This is a genomic window from Pseudomonas sp. Sample_10 (genome assembly GCF_004321495.1).
Lineage (GTDB): Bacteria > Pseudomonadota > Gammaproteobacteria > Pseudomonadales > Pseudomonadaceae > Aquipseudomonas.
On sequence record NZ_RCOE01000209.1, the window covers coordinates 80,324 to 96,743 of the forward strand.

At 52.6% G+C, this 16,420-nt stretch carries 13 protein-coding genes and 3 pseudogenes; 7 read left to right on the forward strand and 9 right to left on the reverse strand.

Annotation, left to right across the window (positions count from 1 at the left end):
• Positions 1–37: 37 nt before the first annotated feature.
• Positions 38–241, reverse strand: a complete 204-nt coding sequence (locus tag D8U18_RS29250) for a DUF6555 family protein (RefSeq protein ID WP_131108297.1) — start codon at positions 239–241, stop codon at positions 38–40.
• 43 nt (positions 242–284) lie between these two features.
• A complete protein-coding gene (locus D8U18_RS20585) occupies positions 285–701 on the reverse strand; it encodes a response regulator (protein WP_131108298.1) in 417 nt (138 codons plus the stop codon).
• Positions 702–966: 265 nt separating this feature from the next.
• On the opposite strand from D8U18_RS20585, the gene D8U18_RS20590 reads away from it, so the two are divergent.
• Positions 967–2,148, forward strand: coding sequence for a zinc-dependent alcohol dehydrogenase (locus tag D8U18_RS20590; RefSeq protein ID WP_131108299.1), 1,182 nt, complete (start codon positions 967–969; stop codon positions 2,146–2,148).
• A 392-nt stretch (positions 2,149–2,540) separates the two neighbouring features.
• Here D8U18_RS20590 and D8U18_RS20595 read toward each other — a convergent pair whose 3' ends face one another.
• On the reverse strand, positions 2,541–6,680 hold the full coding sequence (locus D8U18_RS20595; protein WP_131108300.1) for a CheR family methyltransferase: 4,140 nt from the start codon (positions 6,678–6,680) through the stop codon (positions 2,541–2,543).
• 395 nt (positions 6,681–7,075) lie between these two features.
• Between D8U18_RS20595 and D8U18_RS20600 the strand changes: the two are divergent.
• A pseudogene (locus D8U18_RS20600) lies at positions 7,076–7,773 on the forward strand (glycosyltransferase family A protein).
• Positions 7,774–7,801: 28 nt separating this feature from the next.
• Complete coding sequence (locus D8U18_RS29100; protein ID WP_131108301.1) at positions 7,802–8,047, forward strand: hypothetical protein; 246 nt, start codon at positions 7,802–7,804, stop codon at positions 8,045–8,047.
• A gap of 603 nt (positions 8,048–8,650) precedes the next feature.
• On the opposite strand, the gene D8U18_RS20615 is transcribed toward D8U18_RS29100, so the two are convergent.
• Positions 8,651–9,373 carry an OBAP family protein gene (locus D8U18_RS20615; protein WP_131108312.1) on the reverse strand — a complete coding sequence of 241 codons (723 nt, stop codon included), beginning with the start codon at positions 9,371–9,373 and terminating at the stop codon, positions 8,651–8,653.
• Positions 9,374–9,618: 245 nt separating this feature from the next.
• On the opposite strand from D8U18_RS20615, the pseudogene D8U18_RS29105 reads away from it, so the two are divergent.
• A pseudogene (locus D8U18_RS29105) lies at positions 9,619–9,891 on the forward strand (transposase); the annotation flags it as partial.
• Positions 9,891–10,153, forward strand: a pseudogene (locus D8U18_RS29255) (kinase); the annotation flags it as partial. The pseudogenes D8U18_RS29105 and D8U18_RS29255, both read left to right, overlap by 1 nt.
• Before the next feature lie 205 nt (positions 10,154–10,358).
• Here D8U18_RS29255 and D8U18_RS20630 read toward each other — a convergent pair.
• Positions 10,359–10,928: a GNAT family N-acetyltransferase gene (locus D8U18_RS20630; protein ID WP_131108303.1), complete on the reverse strand. Its 570-nt coding sequence runs from the start codon at positions 10,926–10,928 to the stop codon at positions 10,359–10,361.
• A 403-nt stretch (positions 10,929–11,331) separates the two neighbouring features.
• Entirely contained in the window at positions 11,332–11,547 is a 216-nt protein-coding gene (locus tag D8U18_RS20635; RefSeq protein ID WP_241664342.1) for a DUF2934 domain-containing protein, read from the reverse strand.
• A 455-nt stretch (positions 11,548–12,002) separates the two neighbouring features.
• Between D8U18_RS20635 and D8U18_RS20640 the strand changes: the two genes are divergently transcribed.
• Both D8U18_RS20640 and D8U18_RS20645 read left to right on the forward strand, forming a co-directional pair.
• Complete coding sequence (locus D8U18_RS20640) at positions 12,003–12,230, forward strand: PLD nuclease N-terminal domain-containing protein (protein ID WP_131108305.1); 228 nt, start codon at positions 12,003–12,005, stop codon at positions 12,228–12,230.
• A gap of 635 nt (positions 12,231–12,865) precedes the next feature.
• The gene (locus D8U18_RS20645; RefSeq protein ID WP_131108306.1) at positions 12,866–13,087 is read left to right on the forward strand and encodes a hypothetical protein; all 222 of its coding nucleotides are present in this window, start codon (positions 12,866–12,868) and stop codon (positions 13,085–13,087) included.
• A 965-nt stretch (positions 13,088–14,052) separates the two neighbouring features.
• On the opposite strand, the gene D8U18_RS20650 is transcribed toward D8U18_RS20645, so the two are convergent.
• From D8U18_RS20650 to D8U18_RS20660, 3 genes are all read right to left on the reverse strand, one after another.
• Complete coding sequence (locus D8U18_RS20650; protein WP_131108307.1) at positions 14,053–15,609, reverse strand: IS66 family transposase; 1,557 nt, start codon at positions 15,607–15,609, stop codon at positions 14,053–14,055.
• Between the two features lie 61 nt (positions 15,610–15,670).
• Positions 15,671–16,036, reverse strand: a complete 366-nt coding sequence (tnpB, locus tag D8U18_RS29110) for an IS66 family insertion sequence element accessory protein TnpB (RefSeq protein ID WP_347237907.1) — start codon at positions 16,034–16,036, stop codon at positions 15,671–15,673.
• On the reverse strand, positions 16,003–16,420 hold a 418-nt coding region (locus D8U18_RS20660), incomplete at its 5' end, for a transposase (RefSeq protein ID WP_206663170.1). The genes tnpB and D8U18_RS20660, both read right to left, overlap by 34 nt.

Here is a 16,420-nt window from a genome sequence, read left to right on the forward strand (position 1 = left end):
ATGCTTCCGTCCATTCCAATGCGGCGGTTTCACGCCATTACACGTCGGTTATACCGTATTTCCTGCGGCTTAGAGATGATATTAAGCGGTGGTCGTCCGGGCTTTGGGATTGGAGCGATGCCACATCGCAGCTTGCCCTATGCCACGCCTCTACGTTACCCATGGCATGGGCACGGATGATGAAAGACTTCGGCTGACCATGAAGTTTGTAATCGATGATAAAAATATCTGTACACGCCATGAGTCTCTACTTCTTACGGAAATGAGTCGCGTCGTCAAAAAATTCAGATTGTTGTTTTTTGGATGGGAGAGTCAGGCTGAAGGAGTGACGTCACTGCAATGACCAGATCATCGAGCGACCATGGCTTAAGCAGGTAAATGCTGGATGCGGGCACCATTTCTGGGGCGATTAAATAGCCCGACGTGAGGATGGTCTTGATGTCTGGCCACCTGCTGATGACCATTTCGATGAATTCAATACCCTGAATTTGTCCCGGTACGCTTTGGTCGACGATGACCAGGCAGCACTGTTCATTTGCCTGTAGCAAATGTGTTATTGCGTCGTCCGCTGAGTCGAACGCCGATACCTTGGCGCCCATCTCCGCAACGATCTCTACCATAAGCGCGCGCAAGGTAGGGTCGTCTTCAATAACGAGCATTTCGCCCTGAATCGGCAATATTCCTTCCCAATTTACATTCACTCAGAGGCTCCTTACCCGTGCAAGCGTGACGATCGATTTGAATTCTGGCTTTGAGTGTATGCCCAATTCCGCATTTTGCAGGGATGACAATCGATCCTTTGATCCAAGTCAGGTTTAGGCTTTTGACAGAAGCAGCCGCAGCCATTTGAACCTGACGCGCACAAAGGGGACGCCGTTTGTCAGCCTTCCTCAATGTTTAATGAAACCTTGTCCGCACCGTTTTCTCAACCATCTACGTACTTCACAAAGATGCCGAGGTGAGAAAATGAAAGCGGTCGTGTTTCATGGTGTGGGCGACATCAGACTGGATGACGTCCCCAATCCAACTATTCAATCACCCACAGATGCAATCGTCAGACTCACTGCCTCGGCTATCTGCGGGACGGATCTGCACTTCATCCGTGGCAGTGCCCCAGACATGCAAGCGGGAACCATACTTGGCCATGAGGGCGTCGGGATTATTGAGGCGTTAGGGGATGATGTACGCAATCTGAGGGTAGGTGATCGGGTACTGATTCCCTCGACCATCGCTTGCGGTAATTGCTCATATTGCCGAGCCGGCTATTTTTCGCAATGCGATGTAGCCAACCCCAACGGAAAAACAGCGGGCACGGCGTTCTTCGGAGGCCCAAAAACCACTGGCCCATTCAATGGCCTCCAGGCAGAACAAGCACGCATCCCGTTTGCCAATATCGGTCTGATCAAACTTCCGGAAGAAATCACAGACGACCAGGCGATCGCCATGTCGGATATTTTTCCGACGGCCTGGTTTGGCGCTGAGATGGCAGAGATCAAAGATGGTGACACAGTCGCCGTGTTTGGCTGTGGCCCGGTTGGACTGTTCGCGATTGTGAGCGCCAAGTTGATGGGTGCTGGCCGAGTGATTGCAGTAGATGGCCTGGACGACAGGTTGAGTCGCGCTCAAGAGCTCGGAGCCGAATGCATCAATTTTGAAAAAGAAGATCCAGTAAAAACCATTGCTCGCCTGACCGCCGACATTGGCGTTGATCGGGCTATCGATGCAGTCGGCATAGACGCGAATCATGTGCATCATGGGGAAGCTCATGAGCATACACAGTGGCAGCCAGGTGATGAGCCTTCCCAGGCTTTGCAATGGGCAGTGGAGGCTTTGGCCAAGGCAGGCACGCTTTCTATCATCGGGGTATATCCAGCCGGGTTCGACAGCTTCCCGATTGGCGCTGCGATGAACAAAAACATCCGCATGAACATGGGCAACTGTCATCACCGGAAGTACATACCCAAGCTCATCGAGATGACGCTTGCAGGTCGCGTAGACCCCTCAAAAATTCTCACTCAAGTCGAACCATTGACCGATGCGATCTCTGCCTTCAAATCGTTTGACAAACACGAGTCGGGTTGGATAAAGGTCAAGCTCGAGCCGTCTGCGACTTCATCGCAAGAGAAGCAAGAAAACGTTAAGGATTGAATCCATCAGTGGCCGTAGATCTTAAAAATAGTGCTTAGGGAAGGCGATATGGGCGATGGAATAGCCTATCAACGGATTGTCGGCTACGTGGGGGCAATGACACTCAGGGCTTTGTAGCCAACTTCCCATAGCAGGTGAGAGTTGTGTGGGGAGCAGGTATTACCATAGGAGTGGATAAGGGCGCGCCTGGATATCGACAGCAGTATCCAGGAGATTACTTCGGTGCGATTTGCTATGCCTGAAGAAAACTAAGCTGTGATTTGTCCTTGCCAATGTAATGGCGTGATCCCAGCGCTGCCATAATCCTCAGGCGCAGGATGGAATAGTGCATACCTGGCAGCGCGATCTCGATCTGTCCCTGGCAATCGTTGCAGTGGGCCTTTGCAATGAACCTATTTACGCCTCAGCTCGTCGATAGTTTCGATCAAGCTGTCGTAGGACACAGGTTTACCTAAATGGCTGTCGAATCCTGACTTCCTGGCTTCGTCGATATCGCTTTGAGCCCCATATCCGGTCAATGCAATCGCCGGAACACCCTGTACGTGCGGAATCTTGCGCAGTTCGCGCATCAGTTCGTGGCCATTCATCAGCGGCATCCCCACATCAGAAATAATCACGTCGTAGTGCCCCGTCCTCGCAGCTTCCAGCGCCTCCAATGGCAACGCAAAAGCGCTGACTTCGGCCTCCTCCATTTCCAAAAGCATCTTCAGCGTTTCCAACACGTCAGGGGAATCATCCACCAGTAACACTGTAACGCCGTCCAGGCGTCCCAATGGCGCTTCCTTTCGCGTTGTTGACACTGCGTCGTTATTAAGTTGGTTCAAGGGCAAACGGATGGTGAACGTCGCTCCCAAGCCTACACCAGGGGAAGTGACCTCGACATCACCTCCATGGGCTTCGGTGAGTTGCCTGACCAGAGACAGTCCTATGCCAAGACCGTCCCGTTGATGCGTTGCATGCTGATTGGCGGCCTGACCAAAAAGGTCGAACACTTCAGTCATGCTTTCGGCACTCAGCCCCATGCCACTGTCCTTTACATCGAGTCTGGCCATTTCGCCATCGCGAGAGGCTCGAAGCTCAATCTGGCCGCCTGACGGTGTGAATTTCAGGGCGTTGTTCACCAGATTCCAAATGATTTGTTCTACCCGTAATGGATCTGCGTTGACCACCAACGGGGGTAGTGCCGCGTCGGGAAGGTGCAGGGTCACGTCGACGGCAGGGTGGGCATTGGTCACCAAGGTGTAAATGTCTTGGAGAGTCCGGCCCAAATCAATGTCGGTACGTTTGAGATTGAGCTTGCCGGTGCGCACCCGTGCTACGTCGAGTAAATCGTTGATAATTCGAGCCTGGCTGACGACCGCCTCGCAAATGGTATCCACGGCCTTGGCGGCAGGTGCTATTGATTTGGTAATGGGTAGGCGTCGCAGAAGTTCGGCATTGAGCTGAATCAGATTCAGCGGGTGCTTGAGTTCGTGTGACATTACTGCGAAGAACTCATCTTTCAGGTGACTGGTATTTTTGGTTTCAACCAGTTGCTGGTTTTGCTCTTCAAATAAACGCTTGTGGCCCGTCAGATCGCGGGCAATTTTCACATAGCCCTTAAGATTGTCACCCTGGAGCAAAGTCACCTCGCCACTGCAGAAGAAGCGACTGCCGTCTTTGCGTATATGCCAGCGCTCGTCTTCATTGTGCCCATGGGTGCGCACTGCCAAAAGCTCCGTCTCAGGCACCCCGCTGATACGATCCTCTTCCGAGAACATGAAATCGTAATAAGCGCCTTCAGCCTCTTCTTTGGCATAACCGAAGATCAGCTCGGCGCCTTGATTCCAAGTGGTGATGATGCCGTGTTCGTCCAGTGTGATGATCGCGTAGCCGCGCGTACTTTCGGCGACCAGTCGCATGCGTTCTTCGCCCAGGCGCAACTCCTCTTCAGCCGCATGACGCTGAGTGATGTCGATGAAGGTCAGCACAGTGCCGTCGATTTGATCTTCGCTTGAGCGATAGGGCAGCAGACGAGCAATGTACCAACGACCGTCGCTGCTGCCGACCTCGCGTTCGATCATGTTGAGCGAATCGAACACCGATGCCGCGTCACTGGCCAGCTCGTCGTAATGCAGGCGATGGGTGATGTCGAGTAACGAGCGCCCAGTATCCACCGGCAACATGCTAAAAATGTCCGTAGCGCGTGGTGTGAACCACTTGATCCGCATTCGGCGGTCGACAAACACTGTAGCAATGGAAGTGGAGGCGATCAGGTTGGTCAGGTAATCGTTTACTTTGTCGGTCTCTTCGACTTTGCTTTTCAGCTCGAAGTTAACCGTTAGTAGTTCCTCATTCATCGACTGCAGTTCTTCCTTGCTGGTTTCCAGTTCCTCGGTGGCTGAACGAAGTTCTTCGTTGATTGCCTGCATTTCCTCGTTGGAAGCCTTGAGTTCCTCACTGGAGTCCTCCGAGTGTTCGATGGTGTCCTGCAATAGCAACTTGGTGCGTTGCAGTTCGCGCTCAAGGCTGGACAGCACTTGGCTTTCAGTTTGCTGCGCGAGGGTGGAGGCCACTTCGGCTGGATCAAGCTCCAGTTCCTCAAAGATGACCAAGACGTAATCATTGTCCGATGCTTCGTCGTTATAGGGTTGGGCAATCAGGTCGACCAAATAGGTTCGATCCCCCCGCATGATCGATACCCCACGGGACTTCACCCTCAAACCGCATTGCTGAATCTGGAACAATAGAGTGCGGAGTTCAAGACGCAATTCCGAAAGAATTAGGGTTAATAGATTGCGTGAAAGCTCACCTCCGACATGGCGTAGATAACGCCCGGCACTTTCGCTCATGTGCAGGATGTCGGCATTCGCATCAACGATTATGCTGGGTGGCGCCGACAGCTCAAGTGCACGCTGGTGAATGTCGGCAAACGATAGCTTTTGCGGCACATGCCTTTTCGGCACATCACGAGCAATGGTTGTGCGCACGTAGCCACCGCGCGGCATGGTTGGCGTGCGACGACTATTGGCGGTGCCGGTCTTGGCGCGGAAGATGCGGTTGCGTTTGTCCACTGGTGCGAATAGTTCGTCACATGCGTCCGGGCTCTCGGAGGAACCGAGAAACAGAAAACCGCCAGGACGAAGTGCGAAGTGGAACATTTGAAGAATCTCGCGTTGTACTTCGCGATCCAGATAGATCAGCAGGTTGCGGCATACGATCAGGTCGATCTTTGAGAAGGGCGGGTCAGTCAACAGGCTGTGTTTGGCGAACAAAACTTTCTCACGAATTTCCTTGCGAATACGGTAGTGCGCGTCTTCTTTAACAAAGTAGTGCCGTAACCGCGTCGGCGGTACATCGGTGATGATTGCTTGGGGATACAAACCGGCCCGCCCGACGCTAATGGCTCGCTCATCAATGTCGGTGGCGAACAATTGCATTGACGCCTGGCTGGAATCCAGTTGCAGTTGATCATTGAGTAACATCGCGAGGCTGTAAACTTCCTCACCCGAGGAGCAGCCAGCCGACCAAATGCGGATTTCCTCTTCCTCGGGTTTAGCTGACACGGCGGCGTTGACCAGTTGCGGTATCACATCGCGCTCCAAAGCCTCGAAGGCCTCGCGGTCGCGGAAGAAGTTGGTCACGCCAATCAGCATATCTGCCAGTAAGGCTTTGGTTTCCTGTGGATTGTTTTGCAGATAGCGGTTGTAGGCTTCCAGGTCAGGCTGAGTCGTTACCAGCATCCGCCGCTCTATTCGACGCAACACGGTGGCGCGTTTGTAATGTTTGAAGTCATGACCGGTTCCAGTGCGCAGTTGAATTAGAATGTCCTGCAGCAGCTGCTCGGCGACCAAGGCTTCACGTTCCGCTATCGAGACAATAGTTTGTCTGTTCGGGTCATTGGCGCTGGGTAGAGAAATGTTCTTCGCATTGCGCCACAGTTCCAGCAATTTTTGTGGCATTTCCACAACCGGAAGCACCAAATCGACCATATCTGTATCAATGGCCGCCCTCGGCATGCCGTCGAACTCGGCATCCTCCGGCGCCTGCACCAGCGTGACGCCGCCATGTTCCTTGATTCTGGATAATCCCACTGCACCGTCGGATCCACTACCCGACAGCACAACGCAAAAAGCTCGCTCACGATGTGCCGAGGCCAGGTCGCGAAAAAACAGATCGATAGAGGCATGACGCCCATGGAGCGGATCGATTGAGCTGACCTGGAGATAACCGTCATTCATGGCCAGCCGATGCGCCGGTGAAACGACATAGACATGGTTTTTTTCGATAGGCACCGTTTCGCTCACCTGCAGAACCGGCATCTTGGTGGATTCCTGGATGATCTTGTCGGCAACGCTCTCGTGATCCGGCGACAAATGAAGAACGATCACAAATGCCATGCCGTTGTCATTGGGCATGTTCTCAAAAAACAGTTTGATGGCTTGCAGACCGCCCGCAGAAGCTCCAATGCCTACTACGCCAAAATCCACTTTGCGAGAAGGATTTGGTTTTGAATTCGAGGCATTCTGCGATTGATCAAAGGAGGTTGTCATAAAGGTGTGCCTTGAAAAGGCGACGCCCTAACGCCGCTTGCTTGGTTCGCGTCAGCCGGATGAACAGTCGATGACGCGACTTTTTTGGCCTTAACTCGCAAGGCAATTCCTCGCTATGCATTGAGCCAGACGTGTAGGTATAGGAATTTCGTTCCTATGCACAGAATTTGGGGATTTGCTTGAGGGACTGAATCCAGGTTGTCAGTGCTTTACAGCCGCCCAATGACCGCAGCTCAGTACCTTAAGCGTAGCCGATAATTAAAGGGATCATTTGTCATGGGAAAAGGTTCAGTTGGTACCTGCTGAGTGCTGATCACTGACATTTTTTAAACCTTCTAATAAACGGGCATGTCGATATCTGAAGACCACAGGCTTCGCTATATCGAGGTACGTTAATGATCGGTGTCGTGATACCCGCCCATAATGAAGAGAAGCACATCATCGCTTGCCTTTCGTCCATCCCGATCGCCTCGAAGCATCCATGATTAAGAGGTCAACAGGTCAGCGCGCTTGTCGTTTTGGACGACTGCTCAGACGACACCAGTAGGTTGGTTTGCGCGATGGAAGTCACAACGCTGCAAGTCTCTTTTCGCAATGTGGGTAAGACCAGAGCGACGGGAGCCGAGGAACTGCTCAGCGGCGGAGCGCAGTGGTTAGCGTTCACTGATGCCGATACTGTCGTTCCACCTGATTGGCTTGTCCGTCAAATTGAGTTCCTGGCTGACGCGGTCTGTGGAACTGTCGAAATGGATAGTTGGAGTGAGCATGGGGAACTGGTTCGCTCCACATACATGGAGCGTTACCAGTTCATCGAGCACCATCGCCACATCCACGGCGCCGATCTTGGGCTGAGCGCCGCAGCGTATAGAAGCTCCGGCGGCTTCCAACATCTGGTTGCCCACGAAGACGTCCACTTGGTTGCTGATCTTGAAGGGTCAGTGCGCGCATCGTATGGACGGCAACAAACCCAGTAATCACCAGTGCGTGCAGGGATTATAAATGCCAAGGCGGCTTCGGTGAGTACCTGACGCCCTCGGTATGGATAGAAATGATCATCCTCCAATCGCAGACAAGTATTGAGGTGGCACCTTAAGGTGCTGAGCACAAGTGGAGGAGGGGATTTGGACTACATCGATCTTGTGCAATGGCCTGCCATGGTGGTGACTGTAGTTTCTGCATGGTTTGTTGGCTCACAGCGACCGCATCGACGGATGATCGCGTTCTGGGGATTCATCGCGAGTAATGCTTTGTGGGTTATCTGGGGACTTAACGCAGACGCCTATGCTCTGATTCTCCTTGAATGCGTACTTTTTGGCATGAACGCCCGAGGCTTCAAAAAGAACCTTAACGGGCATCGAGCTTCCTAATGACATGGCGCTAGCCACGTGCACCTGTCTACCCGGAAGAGCTGAGAGGTAATAAGGGTAAGCGGTGCGTCTTATCGGAAAAAGGCGAAGGCCTTCGTTCAGTTGACCTATGGTGTAGGTAGTTCAGCGAGGAAGTGAAGATGATTCCGAGATTCGTAGTTGTCCCAGCAGTCCCCACCGAAACTGGCTCCTCGCGTAATGGAATGCACGGATACTGCAAAACCGCGCCTATAGGTTTTAACATTTACGACAACGAGAAAAAGCTACGTTGCAAAGCTACTTTTCTGAACCGAGAAGAGGCTGAGGCTGAATGTCTGAGGTTAAACCTACGGCGATTGCAGAGCATTCCCTCACAACCGGACACCTTCTAAAGTGTTCTCAATCTCTGAGTATGGAATGAGGCTTTTGGTGCCTATACATCGGAATCTGAGTGAACTTCTGCGGTGGGCTCGTCGATCTGGTGATCGCAATAATGGCAGCCATGAAACAGTTCACCCCGACAGCACCGTTCGCCCAAGCATGATCGCGGACGTTTAAAATCAGCAAGAACGAGAGATCATCAAAATGACTCTCGCAAAGCAAGAACTTAGGTGCAAATGACATTCAGTGCAGATGCCGACTACCAGTCGGATCTTCGATTTGAATGACGTCTCCCTCGCGCCAGGCATCTGCGCCCGGATCAATCGTGGGGGTAGGAATGTCGGCCCGCACTTTTTTCTTGGCAACGCTATCGACGCCAAATCTTCTGTCCCGATCCGTAACCAGTGTCTGATCGATCTGGCCATCAGCGGTGAACCCCATCATCAGTTGCGGAACACCCAACGGTAGATCTTTGTTGAGGTCGGTGTGCCACGTATGCCACGTCTTGCCATAGGTATGAATGAGCTTTTCCATGAGCGCATGTTCTGCAATTTCCGGAATACCTGGCGCAACTAATTGGCCAGACTTCACTTCATGAACATGGCTGTGCCAGAGTGCTTTTTCAGCTTGGGGCAACTTGGCGAATAGCTGCTCGCTGATGATGTATTCCACTCCCATGAGCTTCGCGTCTTTGCGATTTCCGTCGTAGATTACGCATTGGATCACTTCTTCATTCAGGATGGAGCAGTAGTGGTGAGCCTCCATCTGAACTTCGATGTGGCCATTGTAAAAATGAAATCCGTCAAGGTAGGCATTGAGCGCATCAATGGGCGGGCGCGATTGCATTAACGCTGCACCCGCAGCCAGGGTTTTGGTCGTGGGCGTCTGTTGCGCGCCCGGTGCAACTACGTTGGATGGCGTATTGCTACCGGCGCAAGCAGTCAACAGGCCGATGATCGTCAGCATCAATGATGATCTGGAGGCGATGAAAACCGTGCGGTGAGGATTATTTTTTTTCATTGCAGATCCTTTATACGACAAATCCCAAGCGTTGAGGACGAACGATGACCACGTTGGTACTGGCGCCCACATACATGGATAGAAAGCGCTTGAAAGCACGCGTTCAAATTGTTGCTGTATGAATTGAATGAGATGCTCGAGAGCTACAGTTGTTGTCAGGCACCGAAACGATGAGAAAAACAGCTTCAACCATTGACTCACTTCATACTTAGATGATCGCCTAGAAGAAGCTCGTGCCCGAGGGATCAGCCATCGCCAAGGCCAGGGATTACAGCCTCAAGCGTTAGATATCGCTGAAGCGCTATCTCAATGAACATGCTGTGCACATCGGCAACAACTGGGTCGAAAATCAAACCCGTGCGAGGGCAATTGGACGCTCGGACTGGCTGTTCGCGGGCTTGTTGCGAAGCGTTAAACACGCGACGGAGATCATGAGGTTGATCCAGTCGGCACGGCTCAATGGGCCCGAAAGGGGTGGAGCGAAGTTCCACACGCTCTGGTGCTGCATTAGTGAATATGAATATGGTCTGCTCTGATAAACATAAGTATCAGTGACGGGTAGAAACTAGGAAAATTGATATTTCTAGGCTGACGCCCCAACCTGGCAATCTGTATTGGATCATGAATATAAGCCGTGGGATTACGCTCCGTTTGATGTAGACACAGCCCGGACGTCTTCGGCAGAGGCAGGCGATGATCACCAAACGATTTTTATCTGAAGAGTAGCGCCAGCTAAAAGCCAACGTTGTAAGGGCTGAACAACAGACGCTTACGATTATTTCGCAAGACAGGAGATCAAGCGCCGGATGATCAGGCTGCAAGAGATCCGCTTCGATCATCTGAACCAGTGACCATGGCTTGGTCTATGACGATCAGATTTGTAGCGATGTTCGGCCATGTTGTTGCTCTGAATGAGTTTACAGTCTCTAAACTACGGAGCCAGGACGTACTCGTGAAAAATTTTTGGCCCATGCGTATTATCGCTATGGCTGGTAAATCCCATACTAACTGCCAATCCGTGCATCGCCTCGTTACCTGAGGAATCCAATGATGAGATTTTGCCGAAGCCCTGGCGTGTTGCGGTGTCCATTAAATGTTGTAGTAGCTTCGTAGCAACACCCCGTCTTTGCCAACGTTCACAAACAGCAACGGCGAACTCGCAGTGAGCATCGCCTTCGTAAGCCCCGTAACGCGCAGTGCCGATCTCAACGAGCTCGTTGCCTTCGTAAACCAAAGCGATGTAGGCCATGCGATTGTGCAGGTTGATGTCCATGAGCCGATCGTGAGGCTCGACTAAATTGCTGAACGAAGCTAAAAATTGAAAATGTGGCTTGCCTTTGCCAAGGTCGTTAAAAAAAGCTAAATCCCGCTCCCGATCAGTCTCCACCAGTTCGCGGATCAGTACCGGGGTACCATCCCGCAGGGATTCGACCCAGAATTCTCCTGTCAAACCATCTGTTTCATCCTTGAAGCGCTTGATAATGCTTGCGTCGTAAGACATGTGATTAACTCCAACTCATTTATAGGTGCTGCTCATTCAGCCTAGTCCTTGGCAAGGTCAGGTGTAGCGATATCGGCCCACTGACAGGGAAAATGGACAGCCGGCGCATTCGTCTGTTGAAGGGTGTGATGGAACTGCGAACGAAGGAACCAGGCACGTTTGACTTGCGCGCATAGAAATCTATAAATTCCTTACACGCAAAAACTAGATTCCCGACCATCTGTAAGCGGAAATTTTAAGATGCCTGGCCCTAGGCATCGGTGATTGCTTGTTGAGGGATGAACCTTAGGTCTGCCAAATTACTTGGATGGCCGCTTAAATGAAGTAGCGCCTAGGAACTCTGGGGTAAGTGTTCACTCACGGTGATAGCGCGCATTCGATGGTGCGCGCTATCGATGAGAGCTTAACGGCCATCGTTATCTTGGTTTTCAGTCTCGGCAGTAGTGTCAGCTTGAGACGGGGCATTTTCGCTGCTTAGGGTCGAATCGGAGGATGAACGGTCAAAATCCTCTTCGCCGGCTGATTCAGCAGTGAACCAGTGCTCCAGATCTTGCCCTTGCGGCTTTCCTTCTTTCTCCCAAAGCCGATACGCAGCTTCTCGAATTTTTTGCTCATCCATCGTCAAATTCCTCCCATTGCTCATTGAGTGAATTTAGGGCAAACGGGAGAAAGCGATGGTGACTCCCTATTCGTCCAAGCATTGAGGATAGGCGCCAGTACAGTCTGCATCATTGCTGTTGGTCAGATTTCCCATGCACACATCTGTCGCGGTTGAGCCATGAGACTGTCGCGGCGCTTGGGGAAAAAATAGCCGACTAGCGGCTGGTGTCTACTCCCACACGAATCCGTCTCACCCGATTGTCGGAAACCGACCTCAAGGAGGGCGCGCGTGCCAGCCATGGGCGTCAAAATCCAAGAGGAAATCAAGTTTGCGACCATTGAGCGCTACGGCGAGATACCGATCATTCTGTGAAACCTGAAATTTGCAGCCATTCGCACTCTGCGAATCAAAATTGGTTGAACACAGACGTGATGCAGAGGCCTAAGTTTTAGTAGCCGCAGGAGGGTCAGATCATGTCGGAAGCAACCAGTTACTTCGCTATTGCCATAGCTGTGATCATTTTGCTTGTAGACCTTTGGGCATTGATCAGTGTGTTTCGTAGTGACAAAGTCGTCGGTGTAAAAGCAGCCTGGGCTATCGGCCTCATCATCTTTCCAGTGTTGGGTCTGATTGTTTGGGGAGTTGCAGGCCCACGAGGAATCAAGGAGGGGCCAACTTCACCTGAGCACAGCAAAGGATAGGCTACGGGCAGGTGGGTTTTCTGCGCTCGATTTGTTTCGGAGGGCAAGAAGCATCCAATTCAAATTGAGGGCGGTGGAGCATTACCTAGATCCCTTGAGGAGAATGGCAATGATTGACGAATCAGCTATCCGCGAGCGCGCGTATGCGCTGTGAGAAAAGGATGCTTGTCCTGAAGGAGATGAGAAATTCTATTGGTACCTTGCTCGGGAACAACTTCAAGTGCACTTGCACGTTCAAGCATTGGTGCATGCGCAAGTACCGGATGTACATGACGGGGACTTTTATAGCGTGAAAAGCTCAACGTGCTTGGTAGCCTTGCCTTCAGCAGGTGACATGTATGAAGACACTACAACCTAGACGGACAGCCGAATAAGGCGCGTCTACGGGCTTAGCACCCTGGCTCTTCTCCATGGGGTAAAAGGTGCTTGGGGGACACTTTGTATCTACCTCACGCCGATCGCCTGTCGTGCTTGTCACGTGTGGATAAACCAAATCCCCTCCATGGGCCATTCTTTGGAGGTAGGAGGTCTTTGGGTCTCAGATGCTGCTGACCTGACCTGCCACACGTCGTCCAAAGTGAACATCGCGTCGCTCCACGTCTCTACCGCAACACAGCCCTATGGGAGTTGTTGTCATGTACGAAGATCGGAAAGCGCAGGCGCTTGAGACGTGGCGTTCATTGATAGACAAGCCTGAAATTCGAATGACTGCTCAAGAGCAATACGAAGAATTACTTCGGCTTGCCGAAGAATATTTAAAGCAAGGTTTTATCAATCTTGACGAGCGAAGGAGTTTGGTGACTGAGGCGACGCAGCGATATGCACAGGCAGTGGAAGGCGTCGGTGCAGGAACGTAGTCCGATTTGGATGAATCATTGGAGCCTATGTGCAGGAGACGTAAGCGTCCGGTAAACACGCCTTCCTCACGCCGTCGCCTTTATGGTCAGATCGGTTAGTTGACCGAGAAAATGCACGGACTTGCCCACCCATTCGCATCCGATTTCACCACCGGTCTTGGCCACCAACTCGCCTAATCGTAGGCGCCCGGCGAGGTAACCTTGGACGTTCTAACTGGTTGTAATTCACGCCGGATGATTACTCCTCCAGATGATGGTGTTTGCGCCTCGCTACTATGAATTCAATCGAGTGCACTCAGCATTCGCCGATTCTCGGCAGGAGTAGGTTGTCTGCATTCGGAGCTTGTCGAAATTGTCATAGATGTTAAATCCCGAAGAGATCGTCCTGATTACATAGCGACCAATGATCTAGCTCTGGAAATTCATAGGTAGGGAAGCGTATGTCGATGCAGCGATGGGCGGCCAAATCTTGGTGGGGCAGGAGCTGGATTTTTGTATGCGTCCGAATAATTCGCCGCTCTCACTCCGACGTCTACCCGGTACGAACACTCCGTCGCCACTTATCAACGGACGCGAATGCTCGGCATGTTACCGACGTATGGCTTGGTGAGGATCAAAAACTCAACGCCATGGGCTCTGGCTGATGGCACTATGAAGGTTGACTTCGACGGTGAGTGACAGCGATGCAAACTGGGCGACTGGACAACGAGCAGTTACGCGCGATGATAACGAGCCAGATAGGCCTTCGCGATGCCCTTAGGACATTGGCAGCTCGCGCACCTGGGATGAATTCGCGCCGCCTAGAGTCTGCGTATTGGGATTTGCTCTCACTGCTAATCCTCAGCGCAGACCTTTGGGCGTTGATGATTGGCGAAATGATCGTCAAGGAAATGAACTGCCAGGACGATCAGCGTGATTGACATTCAACCATCGGAATGTTGACCGCTTCAATTTATGGTAAGCGTCTACCCGACACTCTGCGTGATGAAACGGTCGAACCATCGGTGCGGGAGCAATTCGGTAATTTCACTCGCTCGCTGCGTTGGCAGTCGCGTCAGCACATCTTTGAGATAGGCATACGGATCATGCCCATTCATGCGCGCCGACTGGATCAAACTCATGATTGCTGCTGCTCGTTTGCCGCTGCGTAGAGACCCCGCAAACAACCAGTTTGAGCGCCCAAGTGCCCACGGTCGGATCTGGTTTTCGACCGGATTGTTGTCGATGGGCACAGCACCGTCATCAAGGTAGCGCGTCAGCGCGACCCAGCGTTTCAGGCAGTAATCCAAGGATTTGGCCGTGGCTGATCCATTGAGCACCAAATCCCGCTGGGCCAACATCCAGTCATGCAGCGTTTTGATTATCGGCGCTGCCTTTTCCTGGCGTATTCGCCATCGATCCTCGTCGCTCATGTCCCGCACTTGGCGTTCAACCTCGTACAGTCCGCCAATCGAATGCAGAGCCTGTTCGGCCAACTGGCTTTTGTTTGCTACGTGCAGATCGAAAAACTTGCGGCGTGCGTGAGCCATGCAGCCAATTTCGGTCATGCCTTTCTCAAAGCCGGCTTTGTAGCCAGCGAAGTCGTCACATACCAGCTTGCCATTCCACGAGCCTAGAAAGTTACGTGCATGCTCGCCCGCTCGGCTTGGGCTGAAGTCATAAACGACTGCCTTGAGCGCCGAAAACGGTGTGGTGCAATAGGCCCAGACATAAGCCCGGTGAGTTTTCTTTTCACCGGGCGCAAGCATTTGAACCGGTGTCTCATCGGCATGGATCACGCCCTCGGCTAGCACCGTTTCGCGAAGGGCATCGACCAGCGGCTGGAGTTGCACGCCGGTTTGCCCAACCCACTGTGCGAGCGTCGAGCGAGCGATCATCAGGCCCGCGCGGCCAAAGATTCTCTCCTGCCGGTACAGCGGCAAGTGATCAGCAAACTTCGCCACCATCACATGGGCCAGGAGGCCAGCGGTAGGAATGCCCTTGTCGATTAATTGGGCCGGTACTGGTGCCTGGATCAATGTTTCGCACTGGCGGCAGGCCCATTTTCCACGCACATGCTGCTGGACGGTGAACACGCCGGGCGTGTAATCAAGCTTCTCGCTAACGTCTTCGCCGATGCGCTGAAGTTGGCAGCCGCACAAGCACTGAGTATTTTCTGGCTCGTGACGGAACACGGTGCGTGGAAATTGTGGTGGCAGTGGCGCACGCTTAGGCTTTTGACGTGGTTCAGTCTGTGCAGGTAGCGGATTGACGGCCTTCAGCTCGGCTTCGATGGCCGCTATATCAGTATCGAGCAGCTCGTCGAGCAAGCTGCCTTGGTCAAGGCTTAGCTGTTCGCTACGCTTGGCAAACTTGTGTCGTTTGAGGATGGCGATCTCATGAGCAAGTTGCTCGTTGACCGTTTCGAGGCGGTGGATCTTCTGGCCCAACGAGTCGACCTGGGACAGCAGCTGCATGGCCTGCTCGGCCAAGGCGCGAAGCTGTTCCGGGGGCATTTGGTCGAGGTAGGACGAGGAAATCATGCCGCTGATTTTGCCAGAGCAGGCTATCAGCGGCGATAAAACGATAGGCTAATAGCTGGTGCTAAAGCACTGTGATTGAGCCTCCCGCGCCGACCCGCTGCCAAGGCAAACCTAACACCAAGGCTTGAAGTTGCTCGTTATCGAGTTCGACTTCCGATCCGCAACGAATACCGGGCCAGTGAAATTTTCCTTGGTTTAAACGTCTCGCTGCAAGCCAAACACCTACCCCGTCATGCACCAGAGCTTTCATCCGATTCGCACGGCGATTGGCGAAGAGATAAGCACAGTGCGGCTTCGCCGCGCCGAATACGGCAATCACTCGGGCCAACGCTGTCTCAGTACCGGCGCGCATGTCCATAGGTTCGGTGGCGAGCCAGATGGCATCAACCCGGATCACTGAGCCAGCTCTCGTATAAAACGGGCGCACCCTTCAGGATCCGAGGACGGCCACTTCACGGTAAGTTTTTGCTGCCCGAAAGGAACCTCGATGCTGGCAGATGCTTGCTGATTGAGCTGGGCTCTGGAGTCTAGTTTCATTGGAACGAAAGCGGGCAACGCAGACTCCTGAGGATCACGATAAGCGGGTATCCATTTGCGAACTAGGTTGGCATTGATGCCATGACGCAGCGCTACGCTGGCCATGGACACCCCCGGTTGCAGGCATTCCTGGACGACTTGAGTTTTAAAAAGTTTGGGATAGGAAGTTCTTGGGCGCATGGCAATCCTGACGATAAGGGCGATGGTGTCCACGTATTTTGGACTGCACCCCAAAGGTTGGACACAACCGATGGGGTGTTTCATGGGGAAGTAC

What these genes read in the sequence shown, in the direction of transcription:
- D8U18_RS29250 (WP_131108297.1), bottom strand. Translation starts at nt 241, where the DNA reads ATGGCGTGTACAGATATTTTTATCATCGATTACAAACTTCATGGTCAG.
- D8U18_RS20590 (WP_131108299.1), top strand. Translation starts at nt 967, where the DNA reads ATGAAAGCGGTCGTGTTTCATGGTGTGGGCGACATCAGACTGGATGAC.
- D8U18_RS20595 (WP_131108300.1), bottom strand. Translation starts at nt 6,680, where the DNA reads ATGACAACCTCCTTTGATCAATCGCAGAATGCCTCGAATTCAAAACCA.
- D8U18_RS20615 (WP_131108312.1), bottom strand. Translation starts at nt 9,373, where the DNA reads ATGCTGACGATCATCGGCCTGTTGACTGCTTGCGCCGGTAGCAATACG.
- D8U18_RS20630 (WP_131108303.1), bottom strand. Translation starts at nt 10,928, where the DNA reads ATGTCTTACGACGCAAGCATTATCAAGCGCTTCAAGGATGAAACAGAT.
- D8U18_RS20635 (WP_241664342.1), bottom strand. Translation starts at nt 11,547, where the DNA reads ATGGATGAGCAAAAAATTCGAGAAGCTGCGTATCGGCTTTGGGAGAAA.
- D8U18_RS20640 (WP_131108305.1), top strand. Translation starts at nt 12,003, where the DNA reads ATGTCGGAAGCAACCAGTTACTTCGCTATTGCCATAGCTGTGATCATT.
- D8U18_RS20645 (WP_131108306.1), top strand. Translation starts at nt 12,866, where the DNA reads ATGTACGAAGATCGGAAAGCGCAGGCGCTTGAGACGTGGCGTTCATTG.
- D8U18_RS20650 (WP_131108307.1), bottom strand. Translation starts at nt 15,609, where the DNA reads ATGATTTCCTCGTCCTACCTCGACCAAATGCCCCCGGAACAGCTTCGC.